The sequence below is a fragment of the Listeria sp. SHR_NRA_18 genome (assembly GCF_003856515.1).
Lineage (GTDB): Bacteria > Bacillota > Bacilli > Lactobacillales > Listeriaceae > Listeria_A > Listeria_A newyorkensis.
On record NZ_QPKR01000055.1, the window covers coordinates 1 to 464 of the forward strand.

Consider the following 464-nt stretch of genomic DNA (forward strand, 5'->3'; position numbering starts at 1 on the left):
GGCTGCTGTCGGGCGTCATCAACGGCAACGTGGACGCGAACGCGGTCGAGAACGCCTACAGCTCGGCGAGTTCTACATCCTGACCTACGTGCTGACCACGCTGGCGAGCTTCGGCATCATCCTGCTGCTGGCGCGCGAGGGCTTTGAGAGCGAAGAGATCTCCGACCTGGCAGGCCTCAACCAGCGCAGCCCGCTGTACGCCGGCGTGATGGCCGTCTGCCCGTTCTCGCTGGCGGGCATCCCGCCGATGGTGGGCTTCTACGCCAAGCTGGCCGTGCTGCAGGCCCTGGTGGCTTCCGGCCAGGCTCCCTACATCGCGCTGGCCGTGTTCGCCGTCGTGATGTCGCTGATCGGCGCGTTCTACTACCTGCGCGTCGTGAAGGTGATGTACTTCGACGCACCGCTGACGGCCACCAGCGTGTCGGCCCCGCTCGACGTGCGCATGGTGCTCACGCTGAACGGTG

General features: G+C 66.6%; 1 protein-coding gene. It reads left to right on the forward strand.

From position 1 onward, the window contains the following. On the forward strand, window positions 1-464 hold a 464-nt coding region (locus tag DUK53_RS17110), incomplete at both ends, for a proton-conducting transporter transmembrane domain-containing protein (protein ID WP_305032373.1).